20 protein-coding genes are annotated in these 25,563 nt (G+C 76.6%); 7 read left to right on the top strand and 13 right to left on the bottom strand.

The window, feature by feature from the left end; genetic code table 11:
* Positions 1-178 precede the first annotated feature (178 nt).
* Positions 179-1,927: a proline--tRNA ligase gene (locus ACFPBZ_RS21390; protein WP_378038132.1), complete on the bottom strand. Its 1,749-nt coding sequence runs from the start codon at positions 1,925-1,927 to the stop codon at positions 179-181.
* A gap of 87 nt (positions 1,928-2,014) precedes the next feature.
* On the opposite strand from ACFPBZ_RS21390, the gene ACFPBZ_RS21385 reads away from it, so the two are divergent.
* Together ACFPBZ_RS21385 and ACFPBZ_RS21380 are read left to right on the top strand one after the other, a co-directional pair.
* The gene (locus ACFPBZ_RS21385) at positions 2,015-3,598 is read left to right on the top strand and encodes an outer membrane protein assembly factor BamB family protein (protein ID WP_378038131.1); all 1,584 of its coding nucleotides are present in this window, start codon (positions 2,015-2,017) and stop codon (positions 3,596-3,598) included.
* Positions 3,595-4,734, top strand: a complete 1,140-nt coding sequence (locus ACFPBZ_RS21380; protein ID WP_378038130.1) for an outer membrane protein assembly factor BamB family protein — start codon at positions 3,595-3,597, stop codon at positions 4,732-4,734. The genes ACFPBZ_RS21385 and ACFPBZ_RS21380 overlap by 4 nt, the downstream gene beginning before the upstream one ends.
* 4 nt (positions 4,735-4,738) lie before the next feature.
* Here ACFPBZ_RS21380 and ACFPBZ_RS21375 read toward each other — a convergent pair whose 3' ends face one another.
* Positions 4,739-7,525: a hypothetical protein gene (locus ACFPBZ_RS21375; protein ID WP_378038129.1), complete on the bottom strand. Its 2,787-nt coding sequence runs from the start codon at positions 7,523-7,525 to the stop codon at positions 4,739-4,741.
* A gap of 842 nt (positions 7,526-8,367) precedes the next feature.
* On the opposite strand from ACFPBZ_RS21375, the gene dapB reads away from it, so the two are divergent.
* On the top strand, positions 8,368-9,162 hold the full coding sequence (dapB, locus tag ACFPBZ_RS21370; RefSeq protein ID WP_378038128.1) for a 4-hydroxy-tetrahydrodipicolinate reductase: 795 nt from the start codon (positions 8,368-8,370) through the stop codon (positions 9,160-9,162).
* A gap of 7 nt (positions 9,163-9,169) precedes the next feature.
* Here dapB and ACFPBZ_RS21365 read toward each other — a convergent pair whose 3' ends face one another.
* Positions 9,170-10,252 (bottom strand): cysteine--tRNA ligase, encoded by a 1,083-nt coding sequence (locus ACFPBZ_RS21365; protein WP_378038127.1) that lies wholly within the window; start codon positions 10,250-10,252, stop codon positions 9,170-9,172.
* A gap of 52 nt (positions 10,253-10,304) precedes the next feature.
* The gene (locus ACFPBZ_RS21360; protein ID WP_378038126.1) at positions 10,305-10,742 is read right to left on the bottom strand and encodes a LapA family protein; all 438 of its coding nucleotides are present in this window, start codon (positions 10,740-10,742) and stop codon (positions 10,305-10,307) included.
* A gap of 124 nt (positions 10,743-10,866) precedes the next feature.
* Here ACFPBZ_RS21360 and ACFPBZ_RS21355 point away from each other — a divergent pair, with 124 nt between their 5' ends.
* Positions 10,867-11,916 (top strand): saccharopine dehydrogenase NADP-binding domain-containing protein, encoded by a 1,050-nt coding sequence (locus ACFPBZ_RS21355; RefSeq protein WP_378038125.1) that lies wholly within the window; start codon positions 10,867-10,869, stop codon positions 11,914-11,916.
* Between the two features lie 22 nt (positions 11,917-11,938).
* Here ACFPBZ_RS21355 and ACFPBZ_RS21350 read toward each other — a convergent pair whose 3' ends face one another.
* The 6 genes from ACFPBZ_RS21350 to ACFPBZ_RS21325 form a co-directional block, all read right to left on the bottom strand.
* Positions 11,939-12,313: a cobalamin biosynthesis protein gene (locus ACFPBZ_RS21350; protein WP_378038124.1), complete on the bottom strand. Its 375-nt coding sequence runs from the start codon at positions 12,311-12,313 to the stop codon at positions 11,939-11,941.
* Positions 12,310-13,686, bottom strand: coding sequence for a cobyrinate a,c-diamide synthase (locus ACFPBZ_RS21345; protein ID WP_378038123.1), 1,377 nt, complete (start codon positions 13,684-13,686; stop codon positions 12,310-12,312). The genes ACFPBZ_RS21350 and ACFPBZ_RS21345 overlap by 4 nt, the downstream gene beginning before the upstream one ends.
* A 31-nt stretch (positions 13,687-13,717) precedes the next feature.
* Positions 13,718-14,332 (bottom strand): cob(I)yrinic acid a,c-diamide adenosyltransferase, encoded by a 615-nt coding sequence (cobO, locus tag ACFPBZ_RS21340; protein WP_378038122.1) that lies wholly within the window; start codon positions 14,330-14,332, stop codon positions 13,718-13,720.
* A 13-nt stretch (positions 14,333-14,345) separates the two neighbouring features.
* A complete protein-coding gene (locus ACFPBZ_RS21335; RefSeq protein WP_378038121.1) occupies positions 14,346-16,496 on the bottom strand; it encodes a VWA domain-containing protein in 2,151 nt (716 codons plus the stop codon).
* Between the two features lie 108 nt (positions 16,497-16,604).
* Complete coding sequence (locus ACFPBZ_RS21330; RefSeq protein ID WP_378038120.1) at positions 16,605-17,396, bottom strand: siderophore-interacting protein; 792 nt, start codon at positions 17,394-17,396, stop codon at positions 16,605-16,607.
* A gap of 123 nt (positions 17,397-17,519) precedes the next feature.
* Complete coding sequence (locus ACFPBZ_RS21325) at positions 17,520-18,314, bottom strand: hypothetical protein (protein ID WP_378038119.1); 795 nt, start codon at positions 18,312-18,314, stop codon at positions 17,520-17,522.
* Positions 18,315-18,371: 57 nt separating this feature from the next.
* Between ACFPBZ_RS21325 and ACFPBZ_RS21320 the strand changes: the two genes are divergently transcribed.
* The 3 genes from ACFPBZ_RS21320 (at position 18,372) to ACFPBZ_RS21310 (ending at position 21,707) form a co-directional block, all read left to right on the top strand.
* On the top strand, positions 18,372-19,022 hold the full coding sequence (locus ACFPBZ_RS21320) for a TetR/AcrR family transcriptional regulator (RefSeq protein WP_378038118.1): 651 nt from the start codon (positions 18,372-18,374) through the stop codon (positions 19,020-19,022).
* 114 nt (positions 19,023-19,136) lie between these two features.
* On the top strand, positions 19,137-20,483 hold the full coding sequence (locus tag ACFPBZ_RS21315; RefSeq protein ID WP_378038117.1) for an MFS transporter: 1,347 nt from the start codon (positions 19,137-19,139) through the stop codon (positions 20,481-20,483).
* A 3-nt stretch (positions 20,484-20,486) separates the two neighbouring features.
* Complete coding sequence (locus tag ACFPBZ_RS21310; RefSeq protein WP_378038116.1) at positions 20,487-21,707, top strand: carboxylesterase family protein; 1,221 nt, start codon at positions 20,487-20,489, stop codon at positions 21,705-21,707.
* Positions 21,708-21,739: 32 nt separating this feature from the next.
* On the opposite strand, the gene ACFPBZ_RS21305 is transcribed toward ACFPBZ_RS21310, so the two are convergent.
* The 3 genes from ACFPBZ_RS21305 to ACFPBZ_RS21295 form a co-directional block, all read right to left on the bottom strand.
* Complete coding sequence (locus ACFPBZ_RS21305) at positions 21,740-23,560, bottom strand: sugar phosphate isomerase/epimerase and 4-hydroxyphenylpyruvate domain-containing protein (RefSeq protein WP_378038115.1); 1,821 nt, start codon at positions 23,558-23,560, stop codon at positions 21,740-21,742.
* A gap of 3 nt (positions 23,561-23,563) precedes the next feature.
* Positions 23,564-24,472, bottom strand: coding sequence for a shikimate dehydrogenase (locus tag ACFPBZ_RS21300; RefSeq protein WP_378038114.1), 909 nt, complete (start codon positions 24,470-24,472; stop codon positions 23,564-23,566).
* A 165-nt stretch (positions 24,473-24,637) separates the two neighbouring features.
* A complete protein-coding gene (locus ACFPBZ_RS21295; RefSeq protein WP_378038113.1) occupies positions 24,638-25,555 on the bottom strand; it encodes a S1 family peptidase in 918 nt (305 codons plus the stop codon).
* Positions 25,556-25,563: the final 8 nt, after the last annotated feature.

Genomic DNA, 25,563 nt, shown 5'->3' with positions numbered 1-25,563 from the left:
CCGGCCGCCTCGCCCGCCGGACGGGCCCCCGCCGCCGCACCCGCCCCCCGGCCGGCTCCCGCGCCGAGCCGGCCCGCGGAGAAGAAGGGCCCCGACCCCCTGGTGAAGGCCTGCGTGAACCTCGTCGGCGGGGTCTGCCTGCAGGTCCCCTAGCCCTGCCGGGAGACGGCTGCGGGCGTCAGGCGCCGGTCAGCGCCGCCACCACCCCGTCGACGGCCACCTCGCGCCGCTCGCCCGACCGGCGGTCGGTCACCTCGACGACCCCGGTCGCGAGCCCGCGGCCCACCGTGATCGAGGTCGGCATGCCGAGGAGCTCGGCGTCGGCGAACTTGACCCCGGGCGAGGCCTTGCGGTCGTCGAGGAGCACCTCGAGGCCCGCCCCGACGAGGTCGGCCGCGATCGTCTCGGCGGCCGCGCGCTGGGCGTCGTCCTTGCCGGCGATGACGATGTGCACGTCGTAGGGCGCCACCTCGCGCGGCCACACCAGGCCCTTGGCGTCGGCGTGCTGCTCGGTGATCGCGGCGACCGCGCGGGAGACGCCCACGCCGTAGGAGCCCATGGTGATCGTCGCCGGCTTGCCGTCGGAGCCGAGCGCGGTCAGCCCCAGCGCCTCGGCGTACTTGCGGCCGAGCTGGAAGATGTGGCCCATCTCGATGCCGCGGGCGGCGACGAGGGGGCCGGCGCCGTCGGGCGAGGGGTCGCCGGCGCGGACCTCGGCGGCCTCGATGGTGCCGTCGGGGGTGAAGTCGCGGCCCACGACCAGGTCGAAGACGTGGCGGCCGGGCTCGTCGGCCCCCGTGACCCAGGCGGTCCCGGTGACCACGCGCGGGTCGACGAGGTAGCGGACGCCGTTCTTCTGCAGCCCGACCGGCCCGATGTAGCCCTTGGTGAGGAACGGGTTGCGGGTGAAGTCGGCGTCGTCGAGCAGCGCGACCTCGGCCGGCGCGACCGACGCCTCGAGGCGCTTCATGTCGACCTCGCGGTCGCCGGGCACACCGACGCCGAGCAGCTCCCACTCGGCGGCACCGGGCAGGCGGGTCTTGAGCATGACGTTCTTGAGCGTGTCGGCCGCCGTGTAGTCGCGGTCGGGCGCGACGTCGCGGGCGACCGCGACGAGCGAGTCGATCGTCGGGGTGTCGGGGGTGTCGTGGACGACGGCCTCGGGCAGGCCGTCGAGCGACCGGGGCTCGGGGGCGGGCGTCGTCACGGCCTCGACGTTCGCGGCGTAGCCCGACTCCAGGCACCGCACGTAGGTGTCCTCGCCGGCCGCGCAGGGCGCAAGGAACTCCTCCGACGCCGAGCCGCCCATGGCGCCCGACACCGCCGACACGATCTGGATCTCCAGCCCGAGCCGCTCGAAGATCTTCTGGTACGCCACCCGGTGCGCCGCGTAGGACTCCGCGAGGCCCTCGTCGGTGAGGTCGAAGGAGTAGGAGTCCTTCATGACGAACTCGCGCCCGCGCAGGATGCCCGCGCGCGGCCGCTCCTCGTCGCGGTACTTCGTCTGGATCTGGTAGAGCGTCGTCGGGAAGTCCCGGTACGACGACGTCTCCCCCTTCACCATGAGCGTGAACAGTTCCTCGTGCGTGGGGCCGAGGAGGTAGTCGGCCTGCTTGCGGTCCTTGAGCCGGAACAGCGTGTCGCCGTACTCGGTCCAGCGGCCGGTGATCTCGTAGGGCTCGCGGGGCAGCAGCGCCGGGAAGTGGACCTCCTGCGCGCCGATCGCGTCCATCTCCTCGCGGACGATCGCCTCGACCCGGCGGAGCACCTTCATCCCCAGCGGCAGCCAGGAGTAGATGCCGGGGGCGACCCGGCGGACGTACCCGGCGCGCACGAGCAGCTTGTGGCTGATCACCTCGGCGTCGGCCGGGTCCTCACGCAGGGTGCGCAGGAACAGCTCGGACATGCGGGTGACGCCTCGTGCCATGTCCCGAGCGTAGCGACGGGGCGCGACCAGGATTCCGAGTAGTCCTCCGCAGCCGCACATCGCCCGACGTCGACCAGACTGCTCGTCATGCTGCGCCGGGTCCTGGTGGTCGTCGGGTTCCTGACGACGGCGGTGGGGGCGTTCCTCGACCGCCGCGGTCTCGGCTCCTGGACCCTCGAACGCCGCCTCGACGCCTGGACGGTCGGCGTGATCGTCCTCGCCGCCCTCGCCGGTCTGCTGGCGCTCGCCGGGAGACGGAGCGGAGCGGAGCTCGACCCGGGTCGTGCCGGCTCGAGGCGGGTCCGGGTCGCCGGGACGGCCCTGGGCACGCTCGCGCTGGTCGGCGTGGTCGCGGTGCTCGTCGTCGCGGTCGGCACCGGGCTGCCGGGCCCGTCGCTCGCGGTGCTGACGGTGGGGTCGGGGCTCCTCGCCCTCGTCGGCGTCGTGGGCGGGTTCGTGGACGGGCCGGCGCGGGCCGCGCGCCCCCTCGTCGTCGGGCTGACCGCGGTCGGCGCCGCGCTGCTCGTCGTGGGGGCGTGCGGGGTGGCGGTCCGGCTCGTCGTCCAGGCCCCCGTGCAGGCGTGGAGCGCGGTCCCCGCCTCCGCCGTCGTCGTGCCGGCCCCCGTACCGACGCGGCCCACCGGGGTCGCCTGGACGTGGACCGCCCTGGACGGGGTGCGCGACGTGCAGGCCGCCGGCCCGGGGGTGGTCGTCGCGGACGACTCCGGGGTGACCGCCCTCGACGGCCCCACCGGCGAGCCGCGCTGGGGCTTCCACCGCGACGGGGCGGCGCTGCAGGCGATGGCGGTGAGCCCCGACGGCCGCTCCGTCGTCCTCGCGCACGGCTCCACCGGCTACGGCGACGACGAGGCCGGCCTGGCCACCGTCCTGGACGCCGCGACCGGGGCCCGCCTCGCCGAGTTCGCGTTCGACGACCCCGGCCGGGCGCTGGTCCTCACCGACCGCATCGTCGTGGACCCGCGGCCGATCCCCGGCCCGGACGACGACCCGCGCACCGAGTACACCGCCCTCGACCTGCGGACCGGCGAGGAGCGGTGGCGCTGGGTCTCCCCCGCGGGCTGCCTGCAGTTCGCGCTGTACGCCACGAGCACCCGCACGACGATCCCCGTCGCGGCCGGGTGCGGGGACCGGGTGATCGTCACGGGGCTCGACGAGGAGTCGGGCCGGGAACGGTGGCGCACCGACGCCGGGCCCGGCGAGGGGTCGACCACGGTCGCGCTGCGGGCCACGGCCGACGGCACCGCGGTCGTGGCCCTCGGCACGCGCCCCTTCCCGCTGATCGACACCACCGACGGCTCCGTGCGCACCCGGATCACGGGCGGCTACCCGCAGCTCGACGAGGGTGAGCCGCGGCTCGGCGAGGACGGCGTGGAGGGATCCGACCGCCGGCTCGACGGGACACCGCTGCCGCCCGCCCCGTGCGCGGAGCCCACCACCGTCGTCGTCGGGTCGGTCATCGCCGTGTGCCGCGGCGAGGGCGGGTCCTCGGCCACCGTGGACGGCGGTCCCCCGATCCTGCTCGCGCGGATCAGTACCGGCGGGCCCGCGCTCGAGGCGCTCGACGCGGGGGTCCGGGTGGTCCCGGCGCCCGGGGCGGTCGTCGTCGCAGGGACCAGCCAGGCGGCCCCGGTGGTCCAGGGCCTGACGTGAGGACGACGGTGCTCGCGGTCGTCGTCGCGATCGCCCTCGTCGGGTGCTGCGGCCCGGCGGTGGTCTCGACGACCGCCGGTCCGGCGGTGCCCGCGCCGGTGCCGGTGCGGCCGGCCGCGGTGGCGTGGCGCTGGACGAGTCCCGCGGCGCTGCACGAGGTCGCGCGAGCCGGCGCCGGCGTGGTGGTCGCGGGCGACGACGGTGTCGTCGCGCTCGACGGGGTGTCCGGCACCGAGCGGTGGCGTTACTCCCGGCCCGGCACGCGACTCACGGCGCTGCAGGTCACGCCCGGCGGCGCCACGGTGGTGCTCGGGTACGACGACGAGGCGCTGACCGTGCTCGACGCGATCACCGGGACGCCCCGCTGGGACGACCCGGCCGACCCCGCGACGCTGCTCGTCACCGACGACGTCCTCGTCCTGGCCCGCGCCGACGGCGTCGGGGTGGAGCAGGAGGCCCGCGACCTCACCTCCGGCGAGGTGCTGTGGACCCGTGGGACCACGCCCGGCTGCGAGCAGCGCACCCTGGCCCCGCAGCGGTCGGTGGGCGCCGTGCCGGTGGCCGAGTGGTGCGCCGGGCGCACCGTGCTGCGGGGGCGCGACAGCCGGACCGGCCGGGACCGCTGGACCGTCGACGCCGGCCCCGCCGAGGCCTCCGCGGGCTCGGCGCTGTCCTCGTCGTCCGACGGGTCGCTCGTCGCGGTGTCGGGTCCCCGGCCGCGGCTGCTCGTCGACCCCCGCGACGGCACGGTGCGGGCCCGGGTGCCCCGGACGGCCGGGTCCCCGCTGCTCGGGGAGGGTCTGCCGCGGGTCGAGCAGCTGCAACGGATCGTGCCCGCCGTCGAGGCGCTCGACCTCGCCACCGGCTCCCCCGTCACCGTCCCGCCCGCGCCCTGCGAGGGGCCGGCCGTGCTCGTGCTGCCGGGGTCGGTCGTGCAGGCCTGCTCCGAGGAGTTTGCCGACGTCGCGACCGTCGACGGCGGTCCCCCGATCGACCTGGGAGTGCTCGCCCCCGACGACGGGGTCCCCCTCGGTCGCCCGGAGCGCGCGCCCGACGACCCGGTGCTCGTCCCCGCCCCGGGCGCGATCGTCGTCGCGAACCGGTCGGGCAGCACCGTCGTCGTCGGGCTGCGCTGAGTCCCTACTGGTAGGTGATGAGGTCCGGCGCCGGCTGGAGGGTGAGCGCCTGCTCCGGGGTCAGCGTGGGCGTGTCCTCGTCGATGAACAGCTTGAACCCCAGGTGCAGCTGCTGGGGGCGCTGGAGCTGCTGGTACTTGCCGATCTTGTTCGCCGGGGCGCCGAAGCCGTCGATGTGCTGGACCACGGCGAGCTGCGGCGGCGTCGCGAGCCGCTCCGGGTTCGAGATCATGTCCGGCGTGAACTGGTGCAGGACGAACAGCTTCTGCGGCAGGTTGTCCCGGGTCACCATGTCGGCGAGCCAGGTCGAGACCTGGTTGACCTCGTCGGCGCTGACGGTGCCGATCACCTTGCCCGGCACCTCCCCCGGACCCATCCGCCACTCGGGGTCGAGCGCGAGGCCGACGTCGGGCTCGCGGAGCAGGTTCTCCCAGGGCTTCACGGCCGTCATGAAGTCGGCCCGACCGGGCTGGATGTCGATGATCATGACCTGCTGCTTGGCGCGGGCCGCCTCGAGGTACTGACGGGCCTCGCCCTCGTCGATGTCGGAGTGGTACGTGCCGTCGGGCCCCGGGGTGCTGTTGGCGATCCCGACGATCAGCTCCATCGCCGGCAGCACCGTCTTGCCCGGCGAGGCGAACGGGGCCGCCGCCTGCTCGAGCTTGTTCGCCGCGTCCGCCGGTGATCCCTCCCCCAGGATGCCGAGCGCGTCGGTGCCCGCGGTGCCGTAGTAGGCGACGACGCGGTGCTGGGGGAAGAAGGTCGTGCCGCCGCGCGGGAGCTGCGGGGGCGGCGGAGGCGAGGGCGGCGCCGCCGCCGGCGCCGGGACCGTGACGGCCGGCTCGGACGACGCCGCACCCTGCGGCTCGGGGCCGTTGTTGGCGTGGTCGGTGATCAGCGCGACGAGCCCGAGGAACGCCGCCAGCACCAGCGCGGCCAGCACGAACGCGAAGAGCACCCGACGACGACGCCTGCGGTCGCGCGCCGACGCCGTCTGCGGCGGGGCCTTCGCCGGCTCCTCGACCGGGGGGATCACGTCGGTGCGCTCGGCCGACGTCCCGGCGGCACCGCTCGCCGGCGCGACCTGGTCGGGGTCGGTCGGCGCCTCCTGCGGTGCGGCCGTCGGCGCGGCGAGCCCGGAGGCGGCACCCGCCCCGGCCCCGGGGCGCTCCGTAGTGGAGGGGCGGTCGGTCGTGGCCGAGCTGTCGGCCGACCGGTAGCGGCCCGGCGCCTCGGACGTCCGTCCGCTCGCCGCCGCGGCACCCGCCACGGCAGCTCCGCCGACCGCACCCGCAGCCGCGGCCTTGCCCCAGCCGCCCGGCTTCTTCCCGGGCGTCGGCTTCTCGGGGCCCTTCGCCGGCCCCTCGGTGGGGGCCGGTGCGGCGGGCTTGCGGTCGCCCTTCGTCGGGGCTGCCGGTGCGGCGGTCGACGAGTGAGCGGTGGCCGCGAGATCCCTCGTGGAGGCCTCAGACGACGGGCGCGCCGACGTGTCGGGGCGTTCCGTCTGCTTCGACGAGCCGGACGCCCCCGCGACCGCCGCCGCGGCGCCTCCGGCCGCCGCCGCTCCGGCGACCTTCCCGCCGGTGCCGCTCGTGCGGTCGCGCTCGGGGGTGGTGTCGGTCCGTCCGGCGGTGCCGGTGCCGGTGCCGGTGACGTCGGTCGGGCCATCCGCCGGGGCGGCAGTGGTGGTGCCGGATCCGTGTCCATCGGACACGGTGGCGGCGGAGCTCTTCGGACCGGTGACGTCGGTCGGCCGGTCCGCCGGGGCGACGCTCCCGGCGGAACCCTTCGCACCGGTGACGTCGGTGGGCCGGTCCGCGGGGGCGACGGCCGCTGCGGCGGCTCCGGCCGCAGCCGCTCCGGCGACCTTCCCGCCGGTGCCGCTCGTCCGGTCGCGCTCGGGGGTGGTGGTGTCGCCGCGTCCGGCGGTGCCGGTGACGTCAGTCGACCGGTCCGCGGGCGCGGCAGCGGTGTCGGAACCGTGTCCATCGGACACGGTTGCGGTGGAGCTCTTCGCACCGGTGACGTCGGTCGGCCGGTCCGCGGGCGCGACGGCTGCGGCGGAGCCCTTCGCACCGGTGACGTCGGTCGGCCGGTCCGCGGGCGCGACGGCTGCGGTGGAGCTCGTCGCGCCGGTGGCGTCGGTGGGCCGGCCGGTCGGGGCGACGGCCGCGTCGGAACCGGGTCGCGACGACTCGGTCGCGTCCGTGGTCCGGTCGCGGTCCGCGGGGGCGGTCGTGGCGGAGGCCTGGGGCGCCGACGGCGCGTCCGGACCGGGTCGCGGTGACGCGGTCCCGGTGGAGCCCTTCGGACCGGACGACGAGGAGGCCCGGCCGTCCTGGATGGGCGCGGGGGCAGCGCTCGGAGCGCGCCGCGGCGACCCGGTCGCGGTGGACCCGGTGGTGGCGGTGGGGTTCTCGGGAGCGGCGGAGGACTTGCGGCGGGAGCGCGCGGTGAGGGCGCCGACCGCACCGGCGGCGGCACCGAGCACCGCGGCGACCGGGCCGCGGCGGGACCGCTCGTCGGGGCGCTCCTCGGAAGAGCGCTCCTCGGAAGGGCGCTCCTCGGAGGGGTGCTCCCCGGCGGTGCTCTCCGGGGCGGCGTGCTCCTGGGCGGGGCGCTCGTCGGGGACCCGCTCGATGACCTCGGTGCCGCCCTGGTCGTCCCGGTCGACCGTGGCCGCGGTGCGGACGGTGTCGGGCTCGGACGGGGTGCTGCGGGCGGCCGGGGTCGACTCGTCCGGTCGGCGGGGCGCCGGGGGCGAGACGGGAGGGGTCGTCGCGGCGGGCACGGTGTCGGGGTCGCGCGGAGGGCGGGGAGCCGTCGGGCCCGTCGTCGCGCCACCCGCGCCGGCGTCGAAGCCGGGGGTGCGCCACGGGGGCGTGCGGGGGGAGGTGTCGGGCGTGGTGCGCTCCGGAGCCGGGGGCCCGGTGGCCGCGTCGGGGGCTGCGGGCCGGGAGCTCGCGTTCGGCGGGACGGGAGGCGAGGACCTCCGCCACGGGGCCGAGGGCGTCCGACCGGGGAGCGGTGAGGCCGGCGGGGTACGGCGCCGTGGGGTGGGCGAGCCCGGGCCCCGACCGCCGGAGGGGCCTCGCGGCGCCTCTTTCTCGACCGGCCCGGTCGTCGCGGCCGGGGCAGCCGTCGTCGGCTCGGTGGTGCGGGAGGACGCGTCGATCGAGTCGGTCCTCCGCGTCGACGGGTCCGCCTGGATCGACTCGGTCGTCCGGGACGACGCGTCCGGCGACAGCGACTCGGTCTTCCGGGATGACGCGTCGGCCCCGATCGACTCCGTGGTCCGGGTCGACGCGTCCGCCTGGAGCGACTCGGTCGTCGCGGCCGTTCCACCAGCCGCGGCGTCCGTGCCGGACCCTCGCCGGTCCTCGTCGGGAAGGCTCGCCTCGTTCTCGGGCGACTCCCGCGGAGCGGGTGGCTCCGGTGGCTTCAGCGTCACCTCGTCGGGACCGCCCCAGCGCATCACGCCCTCCTCGCTGTCCCCGGCGCACGCCGCGCACCCGACGCCACACCGTAGGCAGCTGGGCGCCGATCTTCAGCACATCCGCCCCGCGTGTCACAGACGTATCACCTGTTACCGAGGCTTCCCGGGGTGTCAGGGGTGGGTCCTACGGTGATCGCGTGGACACGCTCGCGGTGTGCGTCGCTGGCGCGACGGGATGGACGGGTCGGGCGGTGGCGCAGGGCGCCCTGCGCTCCCCCGACGTGCGGCTGCGGTCGGCGGTGAGCCGCCGCGCGGCGGGCGGCGACCTCGGGGAGTCCTGGGGTGGCGCGCGGGTCGACGTCCCGGTGTTCGCGCAGGTGGCGGACGCCCTGGACGGCGTCGACGTGCTGATCGACTACACCGCGCCCGACGCGGTGCTCGACAACGTGCTGGCCGCGGTCGAGCGGGGGGTGCACGTCGTCGTCGGCACCTCGGGGCTCTCGGCCGAGCAGTACGCCCGGATCGACGAGCGCGCCCGGGAGCGCGGGGTCGGGGTGATCGCCTCCGGGAACTTCTCGATCACGGCGGCCCTGCTGCAGGCGGCGGCCCTGCTCGCGGCGCGCCACCTGCCGCAGTGGGAGATCGTCGACTACGCGGGCGCCGGGAAGCCCGACGCGCCGAGCGGGACGGCGCGGGAGCTGGCGGAACGCCTCGGGGAGGTCAGGACGCCGACGCCGGCCATCGACACCGTCGGCGTGGCGGGCGCCCGTGGCGCGGAGATCGGCGGCGCGCAAACCCACAGCGTGCGGCTCCCCGGCTACACCCTCGCCGTCGAGGCGATCTTCGGGCTGCCGGGGGAACGGCTGTCGCTGCGTCACGAGGCCGGGGAGAGCGCCGAGCCCTACGTCGCCGGGACCCTGATGGCCGCGCGGCTGGCGCCGGGGCGGGTCGGGGTGACCCGCGGGCTCGACACGCTCCTGCTCGAGCCCTGACCGCGGATCAGGTCAGGCCGAGCACCGAGAGGACGGTCCGGGCGGCCTCCCCGCCCTCGTCCTCGGCGAGCGCGAGGGCGGTCGGGACGTCGAGGTCGTCGAGCAGCGCGGCCATGACGGCCTCGGCGGCGGCCTCCCCGCCCACCTGGCGCCCGGCGGCGGCGTAGAGGCGGGTGATGCGGTCGGCGGCGGCGTCGAGGTCGCCGGGGCGGACGTCCCAGGCGTCGGCCCAGGGCCGGTCGAGCACCAGCAGCCGGACCGCGGCCGCCGGGTGGGTCTCGAGCAGGTCCGAGACCAGCAGGAGGTTGCCCGCGGACTTGGCCATCTTCTCGCCGTCGATGCGCACCGTGCCCACGTGCAGGCGCGCCCGGGCGAACGGGCCCACCCCGGTCACGGCCTCGGCCATCGCGGCCATGCAGGTGTGGTGCGGGTGGCGCAGGTCGGCCCCGCCGACGTGGAGGTCGACCGCCGGGCCGAGCACCGTCAGCGCCATGGCGGCGCACTCCGCGTGCCAGCCGGGCCGGCCGTCGCCCCAGGGGCTCGGCCAGGCGGCCTCGCCGGGGGTGGCGGGGCGCCAGACGGTCGGGTCGAGCGGGTCCTCCGCGCGCACGGACACCGGGACCGTGGAGGCATCGTCGGGAACCTCGTCGCCGGTGAGGCCGACCGCGGAGGCGCGGAGCAGCACCTCCCCCTCGCGCTCGTAGGCGACGCCGCGCTCGAGCAGGCCGGCGGCGAGCCGGACCACGTCCTCGACGTGGTTGTGCGCCCGCGGCTGGTGCGCCGGGGGCCGCACGTTCAGCGCCGCCATGTCGCGGTCGAAGCGGAACTGCCCCACCGCGGCGAAGCTGTCGAACCGGCTGCCCGCGCGCTCGGCCGCGGCGTCGAGGACGTCGTCGACGTCGGTCACGTTGCGGCACACCTCGACCTCGACGCCCGTGCGGCGCAGCACGCGGGTCGCCACGTCGGCCCAGACGAAGGTGGCGGCGTGGCCCAGGTGGGTCGTGTCGTACGGGGTGATCCCGCAGACGTAGGCGCGGGCGCGCCCGAGGAGCGGCAACTTGTGCCCGGCGAGGGCGAGGCTGGGGGTCACCCCCACATCCTGCCCGCCGGGAGACGGAGCGGGGCTCGACCACCCGGCCCGTCTACCGCCTCGTCCCCTTCGAGGCCCGACGCCACTGGATCATGCGCCCGAGCCCCGGGATCGCGAGGAGCAGCACCCCGGCGATCGCGGAGAACAGCATCCAGATGCCGAGGGGAAGCTCGGCCTGCAGACCGAGGAACTGCACCCGGGCCGGGTCGAGGTTCTGCAGGATGAAGATCAGCAGGAAGATCAGGACGACCGCACCGAGGATCAGCCCGATCCAGGCCCCGCCGATGCGGGTGCGCCCGGGCGTCCGCTTCGGGCCGGTCGAGGTGCGGGTGGGCGCCGCGGCCGCGGTGCCGCCGGGCATCCGGTCGGTGTCGCGCTCCGCCGGGCCCACGGTGGGCTGCGCCCTGGTGGGGCCGTCGGCGGGCGAGGGCGCCGAGAGGTCGGGCGTCGTGGCCCGGCTCGACGACGGCGCGGCGTCCTTCTCGGTCATGCCGGACATCCTGCCGTGTGGGCCACGCCCTCGTGAGCACTTCGGGGGCCTATGACCCCTCGAAGTGCTCACGGGGGCTGCGCCCACATGGCATCATGTCAGTCACTGACATGAAGGAGATCCGATGGCGGACACGGTGTGGGTCCTGGGCTCGAGCGGCCGGACCGGTCGGGGGATCGCGAGGGCGCTGCACGCCCGGGGCGTCCCGCTCGTGCTGGCCGGGCGGTCGGCCGCCCGGCTCGCCGGCCTCGCCGCCGAGCTCGACGCGGAGGTCCGCGAGGGCCCGCTCGAGGAGATCCTCGGGGCGCTGGGGCGGGCGGCCCCGGGCGTCGTCGTGAACACCGTGGGTCCCTTCACGACGACGGCTCCTGCCGTGGCCCGGGCGTGCCCGCCCGGGACGCACTACGTCGACGTGGCCAACGAGCTGTCGGCGTTCGAGTCCCTGCTCGCGCTCGACGCCGTGGTCGCGCGGGAGCGGCGGACGGTCGTCACGGGCGCGGGCTTCGGCGTGGTCGCCGGCGAGGGCGTGGTCCTCGACCTCGTGGCCGATCGCCCGGCCCCGGAGCGGGTGCGGGTGGCCGTGCTGCCGTCGGTCGCGGCGGAGGAGGGCACGGTCGGGGCGGCGCTGGCCGGGACGATCGTCGGGCAGCTGCCCGAGGGCGGGCGGACGGTGCGCGACGGGCGGATGGTGCGCAGCGCCCCGGTCGGCGCGACGGAGGTGCTCACCACCCCCGACGGCGACGAGGTCCCGACCACCGCCGCCCCCTTCGGCGAGCTCCTCGCGGCGTGGCGGGCGAGCGGGGCGCGGGAGGTGGTCGCGGCCTCGAGCCTGGCGCCCTCGGGACTCGTGGTGCGGCTGGTGACCCCGGTGGCCGGGGTCCTGCTGCGTGTCCCGGGAGCCACGACGCTCGCGACGTCCGCGCTGGCGAGGGTCCCGATGCGCGCGGCCGAGCGACCCCGGCCGCACTCCTGGGCGCACGCGCGGGCGACGTGGGCCGACGGGTCGACCGACGAGCGGTGGCTGCGCCTCGGCGACGCCATGGACGTCACGGTCGCGGCGGCCGCCGGCACGACGATGCGGCTCCTCGGCAGCACGGGCCGACCGGGGGCGTTCCTCCCGGGCGCGTTGTTCGGCACCGGCCTCGCGCTCGAGGCCGGCGGGGTGTGGGCGTAGCCCTCGTGAGCAGTTCGCGGGCCTAAAGCCCCCCGAAGTGCTCACGAGGCGCAGCCACCGCCACCGTCACCATCCGGCCCCGCTGCTTCTCGACGACGAGGTGCGCCGGCCCGCCGGCCTCCCGTGCGGCCAGGATCGCCGCGGCCTCGGCGACGCTCCCGGTCCCGGTGAGTCGCCGGACGACCGCCGAGGGGTTCGGGACCTCCACCGCGTCGAGCTCGACGACGGTGTAGGTCCGCAGCACCCGCCCGGCGGCCAGCGCCAGCACCGCGGGCTCCCCCGCGCGCCGGTCGATCGTGGCGACGACGTCGAACCCGACGTCGCCGAGCGCGTCGACGGCGTCGCGCAGGTACTCGACCGGGGTGCCGGGCTCCACCCCGACGCCCAGCACGATCACCCCGGGGGCCCGCTCAGTCCCGCGACGAATCGGCGCACCGCCCCGGGCCGGCCGGCGGGGTGGGTGTGCAGGTAGGACGCGTGGACGCGGTGCTCGACGAACCCCTCGGTCACCTCGTCCCAGCGCCAGGCGGGCGTCGACCCCGCCCCGGGGGTGGTGACGGTGCGGTGGAACTCGTGGCCCGTCACGGTCTCCCCCGCCTCGGCGATCGGCGAGTCGGTCAGCGCGGTCGCGGTCCGGTAGCCCAGGGTCAGGCGCGGGCCCATCGCGGCCTCGGCGTCGAGCACCCCGCACATCGGGACGCCGTCGAGGGAGCGGCCGAGGTAGAGCAGCCCCCCGCACTCCGCGTGCACTGCCCCGCCCGCCGCCGCGAACGCGTGCACCGCCGTGCGCAGCGCGACGTTCGCCGAGAGGTCCTCGAGGTGCTCCTCCGGGAAGCCCCCGGGCAGCACCAGGCCCGCCGTCCGCTCCGGGAGCGCCTCGTCGCGCAGCGGGTCCACCACGACGACCTCCCCGCCGGCCGCCGCCAGCAGCTCGGCGTGCTCCGGGTAGCCGAACGTGAACGCCGGTCCCCCGGCGATCGCCACGACACGGCGGGCGCGCCGGTCGGTGGGCCCGATCTCGACGACGGGGTCCCAAGGTTGCACCGGGGTCGCGGGCGCCGAACGAGCCAGGCGCTCGACCGCGTCGAGGTCGACGTGCTGGAGCACCAGCGCGGTCATCGCGTCGACCGCGGACCGGGCGGCGTCCCCGTGCTCGGCGGCGGTGACCAGGCCGAGGTGGCGCGAGGGCACGGCCAGCTCGGCGCGCCGGGGCACGACGCCCAGCACCGGCATCCCGACCTCGGCGCAGGCGGCGCGCAGCGCGTCGGCGTGGCGCTCGGTCCCGACCCGGTTGAGGATCACGCCCGCCGGTGCCACCGACGGGTCGAACGTGCGGAAGCCGTGGAGCAGCGCGGCGATCGAGCGGTGCTGGCCGCGGGCGTCGACGACGAGGACCACGGGCGCCTCGAGCAGCCGGGCGACGTGGGCGGTGGAGCCGTCGTCGTCGCGCCGCCCGTGGGCGCCGGCGAGCCGGCCGTCGAACAGGCCCATGACCCCCTCGACCACCGCGAGCTCCGCGCCGCGGGCCCCGTGCGCGACGAGCCCGGGCAGCCGCTCGGCCCCGCAGAGCACCGGGTCGAGGTTGCGGCCGGGCCGCCCGGAGGCGAGGGCGTGGTAGCCGGGGTCGACGTAGTCGGGCCCGATCTTGAACGGCGCCGGCGTGGTGCCGCGCGTCGCGAGGGCGCCGAGGAGGCCGGTCGTGATCGTGGTCTTCCCGCTGCCCGACGACGGCGCCGCGATCACCAGCCGCGGGGGCAGCAGCTCCGTCATCGGGTCGGGCTCCGCAGGCTCCGTCTCCCGGTCACCACTCGATCCCCTTCTGACCCTTCTGCCCCGCGTCCATCGGGTGCTTGATCTTGGTCATCTCGGTGACGAGGTCGGCCGCCTCGACGAGCGCGGGCGGCGCGTCACGGCCGGTGATCACGACGTGCTGGAACCCGGGCCGGTCGTTGAGCACCCCGACGACCTCGTCGACGTCGATCCACCCCCACTTCAGCGGGTAGGTGAACTCGTCGAGGACGTAGAAGTCGTGCGCGCCGGCCTCGAGCCGGCGCCGGATCTCGGCCCAGCCCTCGCGCGCGGCGTCGGCATGGTCGTCTTCCGAGCCGGGCTTGCGCGACCACGACCAGCCCTCGCCCATCTTGTGCCACTCCACCGGCCCGCCCTGGCCGGTCTCGGCGTGCAGCTCGCCGAGGGCCTTGAGCGCGGTCTCCTCGCCGACCCTCCACTTCGCAGACTTCACGAACTGGAACACCGCCACCGAGTTGCCGGCGGTCCACTGGCGCAGCGCCAGCCCGAACGCGGCCGTCGACTTGCCCTTGTTCACCCCGGTGTGCACGACGAGGAGCGGGCGGCGGCGGCGCTGGCGGGTGGTGAGGCCGTCGTCGGGAACGGTGGCGGGGACGCCCTGCGGCATGTGTGCTCCCTTCTCAGGCCGCGGCGCGGGCCACGGCGGCGACGGACTCGCCGGTCAGCTCGTCGAGGGTGACGATCGCGCCGGCGGCGGCCCCGGCGATGCGCCCGGCCAGGCCGAGGCGCACGGGGCCCGACTCGCAGTCGACGACGACCGTGCTCATCGCCGCCCCGCCGCGCCCCGGCCCGGCCTCGCGGGCGAGCCCGCGGGCGGCGTCGAGGGCCTCGTCGAGGGGCTTGCCGGTCCCGGTCGACACGGTCGCGCGGCCGTCGGTGAGCATGATCAGCAGGCCGCGCCGGCGCGGGTCGCGCACCCGCTCCGCCCGGAGCACCCGGCGCGCGGCGCGCAGGCCCTCGGCGAGCGGGGTGCGCCCGCCGGTGCGCAGGTCGGCGAGGCGGGCGTGGGCGGCGTGCACGCTCGTCGTCGGCGGGAGCGCGAGCACGGCGGTGCTGCCGCGGAAGGTCACGACGCCGACCTTGTCGCGCCGCTGGTAGGCGTCGCGCAGCAGCGCGTCGACCGCCCCGGTGACCGCGTTCATCCGCCGGCGCGCCGCCATCGAGCCCGAGGCGTCGACGCAGAACAGGACGAGGTTGCCCTCCCGTCCCTCGCGGTGGGCGTGGCGCAGGTCCTCCGCGGCGGGGCGACCGCGCCGCCCGCTGCGGACCGACGCGATCACAGTGGCCGGCAGGTGCGGCGCCGGGCCGGACTCGGGGGCCTCCGCGACCGCCCGCACGGTCCGGCCCTGCCGACCGCGGGCGCGCGAGCGCCGTCCCGGCACGCCCTCGCCGACGCCGGAGACCTCGAAGCGCCGGCTCTTCAGCCGCACGGGGCTGGGGGCGCCGGCCGGGCGCCCGGCCTCGTCGTCGTCCCCGCTGCTTCCGGCGTCACTGCTTCCCGACGAGGTGTCGGGGCCGGGGGCGTCGTCGGCTCCGGTCGGCGGCTCGGGGGCGGAGCCGGCCCCCTCGGGGGCGGGGCCGGCGTCGTCGCGCGGGGCCCCGGTGCCGGGACCGGCGGCGTTCTCGGGAGCCCGACCCGCCTCGTCGTCGGGACCCTGATCGCTTCCAGAGGGTGGGTCGTCGTCGGGGCCGGACCCACCGGGGCCGGGCGGGTCGTCGTCGGGGCCGTCGTCGTCGGGCTGGTCGTCGTCGAAGTCCTGGACCGCCTGCTCGGCGGCCTGCATCGCCTTCTCCAGCTCGTCCTCGGCGAGGTGCGGCTCGTCGAAGGGGTCGCGGCGGCGGCGGTGCGGCAGCGCGAGGCGGGCGGCGGCGCGGACGTCGTCGGCGTCGACCGAGTCGGCCTCCCGCCAGGCGGCGTGGGCCACGGCGGTGCGGGCGACGACCACGTCGGCGCGCATCCCGTCGACGTCGACCGCCGCGCACACCGCGGAGATGCGGACGAGCTCGCGGTCGGACAGGGCGACGGCGGGCAGGCGGTCGCGCGCGGTGGTGATCCGGGTCCGCAGGGCGTCCTCGTCGGGGCCGAAGCGCTGCTCGAAGGCGGCGGGGTCGGCGTCGTGGGCGAGACGTCGGCGGACCACCTCGGTGCGCTCGCGGACCTCGCGGGAGGCCGACACCCGCACGGTCAGGCCGAAGCGGTCGAGCAGCTGCGGGCGCAGCTCGCCCTCCTCGGGGTTCATCGTCCCCACCAGCAGGAACCGCGCGGGATGGGTGAACGACACCCCGTCGCGCTCGACGTGGGAGCGCCCCGAGGCAGCGGCGTCGAGCAGCAGGTCGACGAGGTGGTCGTGGAGCAGGTTGACCTCGTCGACGTAGAGGACGCCGCGGTGGGCCAGCGCCAGCAGGCCGGGCTGCACCGAGCCGCGGCCGTGGGCGAGCACCTCCTGCAGGTCGAGCGACCCGATGAGACGGTCCTCGGAGGCGCCGACGGGGAGCTCGACGAGGCGGGCGGGGCGGCGCTCGAGCGGGACGTCGGCGCCGAAGGGCCCGTCCGGGCTCTCCTCCCCCGCCTCGACGTCGACGCCGAACCGGTCGCCGGCCCGCACCTCGACCTCGGGGAGCAGGGCCGCGAGGGCCCGGACGATCGTCGACTTCGCGGTCCCCTTCTCCCCCCGGACCAGCACGCCGCCGATGCCCGGGTCGACCGCGGACAGCAGGAGAGCGAGCCGCAGGTCGGGGTGACCGACGACGGCCGTGAAGGGGAACGCCACGGGACGCGACCCTAACCCTCCGACGGAACCGTCATCTGATCAGGCGCTGAGATGTGCGCCTCCGGCGCTCGTGAGCACTAAGTGGGGCTATAGCCCCCCGCTTACTGCTCACGAGGCGACGCCACCCCCCGCGCGCTTGTCGGCCTGGAAGCCTTCCTCGTCCAGCCCGCGGCGCCAGTAGCCCGAGATCGACAGGAGCTCCCGCGGGACCCCGCGCTCGTCGCGCAGGTGGCCGCGGAGGGCCTTCATCGTCGAGGTCTCGCCGTGGACGAACGCCTGCACGCGCCCCGCCGGCCACGCCGCCGCCCGTACCGCGTCGACGAGCGACTCCGGTCGGTGCACCCAGCGCAGGTGCAGCGCGCCGGGGCAGTCCAGGACGATCTCGTCGTCGGGACCTTCGACCTCGACGAACGCGTGCACCGACACCCCGGGGGCGACCCGCTCGCACGCCGCGGCGATCGCGGGCAGCGCGGCCTCGTCGCCGATCATCACGTGCGCGTCGACGTCGGCCGCTGGGGCGTACGCCCCGCCCGGGCCGAGCAGGATCAGCTCGTCGCCCGGCCGCGCGGCCATCGCCCACGGTCCGGCCACCCCGAGGTCCCCGTGCACGACGAAGTCGATGGCCATCTCGCCGGCGACGTGGTCGAGCGAGCGCACCGTGTAGGTCCGGGAGATCGGCCACTGGTCGCGCGGCAGGGTCTCGCGGGCGGCGCCGACGTCGAGCGGCTCGTCGTAGGTGACACCGGGCCGCCGGAAGGCGAGCTTGACGTAGCGGTCGGTGAAGCCGTTGTCCTCGATCCCGGCCAGGCCCGGCCCGCCGAGCACCACCCGCTGGATGTGCGGGGTCAGCCGCTCGCTGCGCAGCACCTCGAGCCGGTGCCCCGGTCCGCCCTTGGCCATCTCGCCCACTCCTCCTCGTCAGGTAAGGCTCACCTTACTTCCCGACGAGGCGTGGAGCGAAGGGCACTCTCGCGCACATAGAAGCAGCGGAAGTGCCGTTCGCTCCGGCAGGCGCCGCCGACGTCAGCGGCCGCGCTCGGCCTCGAGCGCGCGGGGGTGGACGAGCAGGCGGTCGACCCCGGCGCGGCACGCGGCGAGGAACGCCCCGGAGCGGGCGGCCGAGGTCGGGTCGGCGGGGTCGGGACGTCGGCCGAGCGGCTCGCGCGGCGCCCCGACCACCACCGGGACCCACGGCGGCAGCGTCGCGAGCAGGGAGGTCGCCGCCCCCATGTCGACCCCCAGCTCGTCGGCGGGGACGCGGACGTAGCCGAGGGCGTCCCCGGCCTCCACGAGGAGCTCGGCGACCTCGTCGGCGTCGACGGTCGAGGGGACGACGTCGAGGACGATCCCGGCGCGGCTCCCGGCCACGGCGGCGATCGCGTCCCGCGGGGAGGCGACGGGGGTGCCCGGGGTGGGCACGAGCACCGGGCGCACCCGGAACGGCTCGGCCTGGTGGCACAGCACCGCGACCGCGTCCGCGGTGTCGACCGTCGACGACGCCCGCGCGGTGACGAACTGGGCGCCCAGCCGACCGGCGAGGTCGAGGGCGCGGTGGCGCGGGTCGGCGGCGGCCGTGCCGGGCGGGTCGCCGAGGTCGATCCGACCCACGTCGAGGGCGGTGACGCGCGAGACCAGCAGGACGTCGACGAGGGCCGCGAGCAGCGGGGCGCCGGCCCCGTGCTCCCAGGCGCGCTCCGCGGCGTCCTCGCTCGCCACGTGCAGGCCGACCGCGTCGATCCCGCCCGCCCGGGCGGCCAGGACGCAGGCGACCGGGTCGGTGGGATCGAGGACCGAGTGGTGCACGGCGACGCGGTTCACACCCGTCATGATGTACTGCCCGGTGAGTTCTGCGCGAACCGGCCCGAGGAGACGACCGTGACCACCGAGTCCCGACCGCGACAGCGCGACGCCGACCGGACCCGCGCGGAGATCCTGGACGTCGCCACCGGCGAGTTCGCCGCGCGCGGCCTCGCAGGCGCCCGGGTGGACGAGATCGCGGCCCGCACCCGCACCACCAAGCGGATGCTCTACTACTACTTCGGCAGCAAGGACGGCCTCTACCTCGCCGTCCTGGAACGGGCCTACCTCGGCATCCGCTCCCTCGAGCAGCACCTCGAGGTGGACGAGCTGCCTCCCACCGCGGCCCTGCGGGCGCTCTGCGACCTCACCTTCGACCACCACGAGGCGAATCCCGAGTTCATCCGCCTCGTGAGCATCGAGAACATCCACCACGCCGAGCACCTGCGCGCCTCGCCGATCCGCGAGGGACTGTCCGGGCCGGCGCTCGAGGTGCTCGAGGGCATCCTGGCGCGCGGGCGCGACGCCGGGCTGTTCCGCGACGACGTCGACGCACTCGACATCCACCTGCTCATCAGCTCGTTCTGCGTCTTCCGCACGGCCAACCGCCACACCGTCGCCGCCGTGTTCGACCGGGACATGCTCGCGCCCGACCGACGCGACCACTACCGGCGGATGCTCTCCGACCTGGTCGTCGAGTTCCTCACGGCCCACGTCGGGAGATCCTGACCACCGACCAGGCGGTGACCGCCACCACGCTCCTCCTTGACAGCCCGGGCCGCGCTAACTCACTATCTGGTACGTAACCAGACGGTACATAGAGCCTGCCCCGGGAGTCCGACGATGTCCTCCGCCGAAGCCGCTGCCCCCGCAGCCGGCGCCCAGCCCGGCCGGGCGGCGCTCGCCGCCTGGATCGGGAGCGCCCTCGAGTACTACGACTTCTTCATCTACGGCACGGCCGCCGCGCTGGTGTTCAGCAAGGTGTTCTTCCCGTCGTCGAGCCCGACCGCGGGCACCCTGCTCGCCCTCGCGACCTTCGGCGTCGGCTACGTGGCGCGGCCGCTCGGCGCGGTCGTGCTCGGCCACGTCGGCGACCGGGTCGGCCGCAAGCGGGTGCTGATCTTCACGCTGGTCCTCATGGGCACGGCGACCTTCGCGATCGGCTGCCTGCCCGACTACAACACCGCGGGCTCCCTGGCCCCCGCGCTGCTGGTCACGGCGCGGCTGCTGCAGGGCTTCTCCGCCGGGGGCGAGCAGGCCGGCGCCAGCTCGATGACCCTCGAGCACGCCCCCGACCAGCGCCGCGCCTTCTTCTCGAGCTTCACCCTCTCCGGCACCCAGGCCGGCTCGATCCTCGCGACGCTGGTGTTCCTGCCGATCGCGGCGCTGCCCCAGGACGCCCTGCTGAGCTGGGGCTGGCGCGTACCGTTCTGGCTGTCGGTGATCGTCGTGGCCGCCGGCATCATCATCCGCCGCACGCTCTCCGAGACCCCGGTCTTCGAGTCCGAGGTCGCCGAGGGCCGCACCGAGGGCGTCCCGATCGTCGCCCTGTTCCGCGACCACGGCCCCGCCGTCCTCCGCGTCGTGTTCGCCGCGCTCGTCTCCTCGGTGAGCACGCTGGTCAGCGTCTGGGCGCTGTCCTACGCCACCAGCCAGGAGGGCTTCTCCCGGCCGGGCATGCTCTGGGTGAGCATCGCCGCGAACGCCGTCGCCCTGCTCGCGATCCCGTACTTCGCCCGCCGCGCCGACCGCACGGGCCGCAAGCCGGTCTTCATCGCCGGCTGCCTCGCCAGTGCGGTCCTGCTGACCGCGTACCTCTGGTCGATCTCCAGCGGCAACTACGTGCTCGTGTTCGTCACCGGGGTCCTGCTCTCCGGCGTGGTCTACAGCGCCGCGAACGGCGTGTGGCCCGCGTTCTACGGCGAGATGTTCCCGGCCCGCGTCCGCCTCACCGGCATGGCCGTCGGCACCCAGATCGGCTTCGCCGTCGGCGGGTTCGTCCCGACGATCGCCGAGGCCCTGGTGGGCAAGGGGGACGGCGGCTGGGTGCCGGTCGCGATCCTGGGTGCCGGCCTCTGCGTGCTCGCCGCGATCGCGGCCGCCACGGCCCGCGAGACCGCCCACGTCCCGACCGCCGAGCTCGACCGGGTCGCCGACCGCGGCACCACCGCCACCGCGGCCTCGGTCTGATCCGTGGCCCTCCCGCTCGAGACCCCCGTGGGCCCGGTCATCGGCCGGGCCCACGGGGGCGTGCACGTCTGGCGCGGCCTCCCCTACGCCGCACCCCCGGCCCGCCGGTTCGCCCCGGCGGGCCCGCGGCCGTCGTGGTCCGCGCCGTCCGACGCCTCGACCGCCGCCCCGCCGGCGCCCCAGCTCCGCGACGGCACCGTGCTCGGGGACGAGGCCCTCGGCGGGCGCACGCTCGACGTGTACGCCCCGGCCGGTGTGTCCGGGCTGCCGGTGCTGGTCTTCGTGCACGGCGGCGCCTTCGTCGGCGGCGGCCCGGCCGATTACGACGGCACCCACCTCGCCGCCCGCCTCCCCGCGGTCGTCGTGACGGTCTCCTACCGCCTGGGGGCCCTGGGGTTCCTGACGACGAGGGCGTCGGATCCGACGCCGGCCCTCACCGACCTCGTGGCGGCACTCACGTGGGTGTCGGACACGGTGTCCGCGTTCGGCGGCGACCCCGGGCGCGTCACGCTGGCCGGGCAGTCGGCGGGGGCCGCGATGGTGTCGTCGCTGATGACGACACCGGCGGCCCGCGGGCGGTTCCGGGCGGCCGTGATCCTCTCGGGCGGCGGCTGGGTGCGCTCTCCCGACGAGCACGCAGCGGCCGGGGAGGCGTTCACCGCGGCCCTGGACGCCGATCCGGACACCGCGTCCGTCGCCGACCTGCTGGAGGCCGCGACCCAGGTGCCCGCCGACCCGGGGAACCCGCGCGGGGTGCCGTTCCTGCCCGTGGTCGACGGCGACGTGCTGCCGGTGCCGCCCCTGGACGCCGTCCCCGGGGTGCCGCTCTGGCTCCAGACCTGCCGCGACGAGATGGCGGTGTTCCGGCCCGACCTCCCGGCCGTCGAGCAGGCCCGCCGGACCGCGGCGTGGTGGGAGGGCGGGGTGCGCGACCTCGCCGCCGCCCACCCCGGGCCGATGTGGACCGGCCGGTTCGACCACGCCCCCGCGGTCCCGCTCTTCGACGTCCTCGGCGCCACCCACGGCGCGGACAACGCCTGCCTCTGGGCCCACCCGCCCCGGTTCCTCGAGCGCCCGCTGCTCGGCCGGCCCGCCGCGGCGATGTCCGCGGCCGACCGGGCGGTGACCGACGAGCTGCACGACGCCCTCGCCCGGTTCGTGCACGGCCACGAGCTCCCCTGGGCGGCCGGGCCGACGTTCCCCGGGCACGTGTTCGGCCCCTGAGCCACGTCCGACGGACGGCCCGGTCGTCCTGGTCAGCCGCCCGCGTGCCGGGCGCGGCGCTGCGCGGCCATCCGCACCGGGGCGTCGGCCGCGCCGTACCCGCGGTCGTCGCCGGTCCGCTGCACGGCCTCGAGGAACACCCGCCCCCCGAGGACCTCGGTGACCACGTGCCGGTAGCCGCCGTCGGCGTCGACGAGCACCCGGTGCTCGCGCAGGCGGGCCGCCTCGGCCGCGTCGACGACCCCGCGGGCGACGAGGTCGTCGTAGTAGTTGGGACCGACGTCGAGCAGCGCCAACCCGGCCGCGGCGGCCGCCCGGGCCACCGCCTCGACGTCGTCGACCGCGAGCGCCACCGACTGCGGCGCGGGCACCCCGGGCGCCCACCCGCCGCGGCGCACCAGCGACGAGGAGAGCACCACCCGCACCGGATCGGGAGCGTCGTCGGCGAACAGGCGGCTGCGCACCACGCCGAACGGCGCGACGACCTCGGTCGGCTCCGCCACCGGCGCGAGGCCGAGGACGGTGCGGCAGAACAGCTCCGCCTCGGCGACGAGGTCGTAGGGCGGGGTGAGCGCGACGTGGTCGATCCCGCGGACCGGCCCGTCGGCCGGGATCGTGCCGGTCGGGGCGAAGTCGCCCGGCCAGAAGTCGTCGCCGCCGGGCTCGGGGCGCTCCGGACAGCAGAACAGCAGCGTGCCGTCGGGCGCGCGGACCGCCCGCAGCTCGGCCTCGTCGCCCGCGTGCGGCAGCTCCTCGCGGGGCGCGAGCAGGTCGGTCGCCCGCCGCGCGAGACCCTCGGGGTCGGGACTGCGCACGGCCAGGCCGGCGACGGCGGTCCCCGCGCGGTCGTCGGGAAGGCGTTCCCGGACGACGAGGCGCGCGCCTCCGGCCTCCCAGAGCGAGACCGGCTTCCTCCGGTGCTCGCCGGTGCGGGCGAACCCGAACGCGGCCAGCGCGTCCGTGACCTCGCCCGACGTGCCGGGGTCGGTGGCGAGCTCGACGAACGCGGTGCCGCCCAGGCGCGGGCGGGGCGTGCCGGCGAGGTCCTCGGCCAGGCCCAGCAGCGAGCGCCGCGCGTCGACGGCGGCGGGGCGCGGGTCGGCCTGGCGGAAGACGTCGTTGAACACCTCGAGCGACCAGGGGCCGTCGTAGCCCGCGGCGTCGAGGTGGGCGACGAGCGTCGTGAGGTCGAAGTCGCCCTGACCGGGGAAGAGCCGGTGGTGGCGGCTCCAGGGCAGGACGTCCATCGCCAGGTGGGGGGCGTCCGCGAGCTGGAGGAAGAAGATCTTCTCGCCGGGCACGTCGCGGAGCCCGGCCGGGTCGCCGCCCCGGGAGTAGAGGTGGAAGGAGTCCACGCAGAGCCCGAGGGCCGGGTGGTCGGCGCGCTCGACGATCCGCCAGGAGTGGTCCCACGTGTTCACGTGGCGGCCCCAGGCCAGCGCCTCGTAGGCGATGCGCATCCCGCGGTCGGCCGCCCGGTCGGCGACCTGCGCGAGCTGGGCCGCGGCGAGGTCGTCGTCGTCGACGCCGCGGGGATCGACCGCGGAGCACACGAGCGCCGTCGTCGTGCCGAGGCGGGCCATCACGTCGAGGGCGTGGTCGACGCGACGCAGGGCCGCGGCGAAGGCGTCGGGCGGGAGGCCCTCGAGGTCGCGGACCGGCTGGTAGAGGTCGATCGCCAGCCCGAGGTCGGCGCACCGGCGGGCGATCACCTCGGGGGGCTCGGGCGAGCCGAGCAGGTCGGGCACGAAGAGCTCCACCCCGTCGAACCCGGCCGCCGCGGCGGCGTCGAGCTTGTCCTCGAGCAGCCCGGACAGGCAGGCGGTGGCGATCGAGTGCCGGCGGCGCGACACCGCTCAGGCCCCGGCGGTGACGAGGTCGGCGAAGTGGGCGAGCATCCGCCCGGCGTCGGGCTCGACGCCGGTGAAGTGCCGGAAGGCGTCGACGGCCTGGAAGACGGCCATGCCCCCGCCGTCGAGCACCCGGAGTCGGCGGGCGCGGGCGGCGGTGACGAGGGCCGTGGCCAGCGGCCGGTAGACGACGTCGGCGACCCAGAGGTCCCCGCGCAGGGCCTCGGTCGTGACCGGCGAGCCCGGGTGGGCGGCCATCCCCGTCGGCGTGGCGTGGACGAGGCCGTCGACCCCGGCCAGGACCCGGTCGACGTCCGCGAGCGCGACGACGGACGTGCTCGCGCGGCCCGTGTCGCGCACGGCGCCCGCGAGCGCCTCGGCCCGGGCGCGGTCGGCGTCGGCGACGAGGAGCTCGCCGACCCCGAGATCGGTCATGGCGTGCGCGACCGCCGCCCCCGCGCCACCCGCCCCGAGCAGCAGCACCCGGGCGACGGGCGCGTCGGGCAGGCCGCGGCGGAACGAGCGGGCGAAGCCCGACCGGTCGGTGTTGTGCCCCACCGCGCCGTGCGGGGTGAACACGACCGTGTTCACGGCGCCGAGTGCGGCCGCGTCGTCGTCGACGTGGTCGAGGTGCGCGAGGACGGTCTGCTTGGCCGGGTGGGTGACGTTGAGCCCGGAGAAGCCGGTGAGGCGCGCGGCATCGAGCACGCGGCCGACGTCGGTCGCCGCGAGGCCCAGGACGTCGAGGTCGAGGCGCCGGTAGAGGTAGCGCATCCCGAGCGCCTCGCCCTCGCGCTCGTGCAGTGCGGGGGTGAGCGAGGGGCCGATGCCGGAGCCGACGAGGCCGACGAGGTGGCTCGCCCGCTCCTCGCGGTCGCGCGCGCCGGGCAGGGCGTCGGGCAGCGTCAGGGTCACCGAGGGCCTCCGAGGTCGGTCCCGGCTGATGTACGAACCGGTGAGTTCAGAGTAACAGGGAACGTGCGTGACCGAGGGCGGACCGGCCTGCCCGCCGATCCGCCCCCGGTATGCCCCCCGCCCGGTCTGCCCTCCGGTCGGGACACTCGTGCCGCGCGCCCCCGGCTACGCGATCTGGGCCCGGATCACGTCCTCGTTCGCCCCGACCCGCGTGTAGAAGCCCGGCTTGCCCGCCCGCGCGCAGCCGTCGCCGAAGCTCGTGATCCCGATGAGCTTGCCGCCGGCCACCAGCGGCCCGCCCGAGTCGCCCTGGCAGGTGTCGACCCCGCCGGAGTCGAAGCCCGCGCAGGTGAGCAGCTTCGCGTCGAACGACGAGGCCGACTTCTTGCAGTAGGCGTCGTCGCGGATCGGCACGGTGGCGCTCAGCAGGTAGCGCGACGGGGTGCCGTTCTCCGAGGTCGCGCCCCAGCCGTAGATCGTCGCCGCGGTCCCGGTCCCGTAGAGCGCGGTGTCCGACGGCCCGGCGAGCGGCAGCGGCTTCTCGGGCAGGGGCTCGGCCAGCGTCAGCACCGAGACGTCGAGCCCGTCGCCCACGGCCTTGAACGTCGGGCTGACCCAGGTCTTCTGCACGCCGACCGAGTGCCCCGACTTCGCGTCCTTGTCGTCGCGCCCGGCGACCACGAACGTCTCGCGGTCGGGGGCCGAGGCCGTGCAGTGCGCGGCCGTGACGACCTTCGTCGGGGTGACCAGCGTGCCGCCGCAGAACTGGAAGCCCGACGAGTCGGTGAGGTAGACGACCCACGGCGCCGCGGCGGTGCTCGCCCGGGTCCCCCCGACGATGCGGGCCTGCGGCCGCCCGTCGTCCCCGGTGGCACCGCCGGCGCCGTCCCCCGTCCCGTCGCCGGCCTGCGCCCCCGCCTCCACCGTCACGCTCGAGGTCACCGCCTGGCTGCGCCCCCCGAAGGACACCAGCCCGACCGCGACCACCGCGAACACCACCAGCCCGGTCGGCACCAGGACCGCCATCCGGCGCACCCGCCGGGGCCGCGCTCCCCCGGCCGGGCGGCGCGGCGTCGCCTCCACGACCGCCC

Origin of the sequence: Actinomycetospora atypica, from assembly GCF_042653685.1 — a bacterium.
Classification (GTDB): Bacteria; Actinomycetota; Actinomycetes; order Mycobacteriales; family Pseudonocardiaceae; genus Actinomycetospora; species Actinomycetospora atypica.
This window is presented reverse-complemented; position numbering and strand designations above follow the sequence as displayed.

Coding starts and splice junctions, on each gene's coding strand:
- ACFPBZ_RS21360 (WP_378038126.1), bottom strand. CDS start 10,742: ATGACCGAGAAGGACGCCGCGCCGTCGTCGAGCCGGGCCACGACGCCC.
- ACFPBZ_RS21330 (WP_378038120.1), bottom strand. CDS start 17,396: ATGGCCAAGGGCGGACCGGGGCACCGGCTCGAGGTGCTGCGCAGCGAG.
- ACFPBZ_RS21315 (WP_378038117.1), top strand. CDS start 19,137: ATGTCCTCCGCCGAAGCCGCTGCCCCCGCAGCCGGCGCCCAGCCCGGC.
- ACFPBZ_RS21355 (WP_378038125.1), top strand. CDS start 10,867: ATGGCGGACACGGTGTGGGTCCTGGGCTCGAGCGGCCGGACCGGTCGG.
- ACFPBZ_RS21390 (WP_378038132.1), bottom strand. CDS start 1,927: ATGGCACGAGGCGTCACCCGCATGTCCGAGCTGTTCCTGCGCACCCTG.
- ACFPBZ_RS21385 (WP_378038131.1), top strand. CDS start 2,015: ATGCTGCGCCGGGTCCTGGTGGTCGTCGGGTTCCTGACGACGGCGGTG.
- ACFPBZ_RS21345 (WP_378038123.1), bottom strand. CDS start 13,686: ATGACGGAGCTGCTGCCCCCGCGGCTGGTGATCGCGGCGCCGTCGTCG.
- cobO (WP_378038122.1), bottom strand. CDS start 14,332: ATGCCGCAGGGCGTCCCCGCCACCGTTCCCGACGACGGCCTCACCACC.